Consider the following 1,194-nt stretch of genomic DNA (forward strand, 5'->3'; position numbering starts at 1 on the left):
CACCACCTCAGTAAACAAATGATTTGCGTCGTAAATTGTCGATTGACGGGTTATGATAGTTCGTACAATGCATGTTGTGCGAACTAAAAAAAGGAAGGCGATGGTAAATTGAGCATAATCATGATCCCCACCCAAGAACAACATGTATCTTCATTGCCCAACAAAGAATATTCCAATAAACTAACCGATGAGCAAGTAATTGCTACATTTTTGGAAACTTGCACCAACTCATCTTTTACCCGTAGAAACTATAAAAGGGGCATTGAGATGTTTAGAGCTTGTGTTTCGTATTGCCCTCTGCGAGAAGTTAGCTGGAGGGAAATCGAAGCATTCAAACTACGGTTAATGAGAGATATTAACATTGATACAGGAAAACCCTATGAACCAGCTACAATTGCGGCCATCTTATCTCCACTGCGTTCTTTTTTTAAATGGTGTTGTCACCCTCAAGTTGGCATTATGATAGACAATCCTACGGCGAACACCAAGAATCCAAAAGTTCACATAACTAGCACGCAGCACTATTTAACAAAAAGAGAGCTATCCATCTTATTTGGGGAGCTTAAAAAACTAGGTATTCGGAACTATATAATGGGTCTATCCCTAGCGATTCTTGGTCTAAGGGTATCCGAACTTGTCGCAATGAGGTGGGAGGATTTCCATACAGATCCTATGGAAACTTCCATGTGGCTGACTGTGAAAAAGGGGAAAGGGGACAAAATCCGTGAAGTAAAAGTACCTGAAGTACTTTGGAATTTATTGATGGAGTATAGGTCCTTAGACAGACAGGATCGACTGGAGGATATACATCGAGTGTTTCCTATATCATCGAGATGGGTGGAGAAAATTATTGAAACCGCGCGGAAAGCCAGTGGGTTAAACAAAAAAGTAACGCCACACTGGTTAAGACATACCAACGCAACACTTGCATTATTAAGTGGGGCCAGCTTGCAGCAAGTTCAAGAGATGCTGGGACACTCACATATGAATACAACCCAACGATACCTGCACACGGTAAATCAGCTCAAAAAGACTGCATCTGATTATGTTGGCGAGCATTTGAAAGATATCTTGTAGGTATTTATTCCCATCTGGGATATTCACTCTCGTACTAATGTGTTAAAATGGGAATATATTCTTTTATCATATGATGTCATATATTGTTGAAAAGACGCACAACATGCATTGTACGAA

Annotated in this window: 1 protein-coding gene; it reads left to right on the forward strand. The window is 40.2% G+C overall.

Annotated elements, in window-relative coordinates; genetic code table 11:
- Positions 1-345 precede the first annotated feature (345 nt).
- Entirely contained in the window at positions 346-1,077 is a 732-nt protein-coding gene (locus A8708_RS00090; protein WP_239696465.1) for a tyrosine-type recombinase/integrase, read from the forward strand.
- Positions 1,078-1,194 lie beyond the last annotated feature (117 nt).

Source organism: Paenibacillus oryzisoli, assembly GCF_001653565.1.
Taxonomy (GTDB): domain Bacteria; phylum Bacillota; class Bacilli; order Paenibacillales; family NBRC-103111; genus Paenibacillus_E; species Paenibacillus_E oryzisoli.

Coding starts and splice junctions, on each gene's coding strand:
- A8708_RS00090 (WP_239696465.1), top strand. CDS start 346: ATGAGAGATATTAACATTGATACAGGAAAACCCTATGAACCAGCTACA.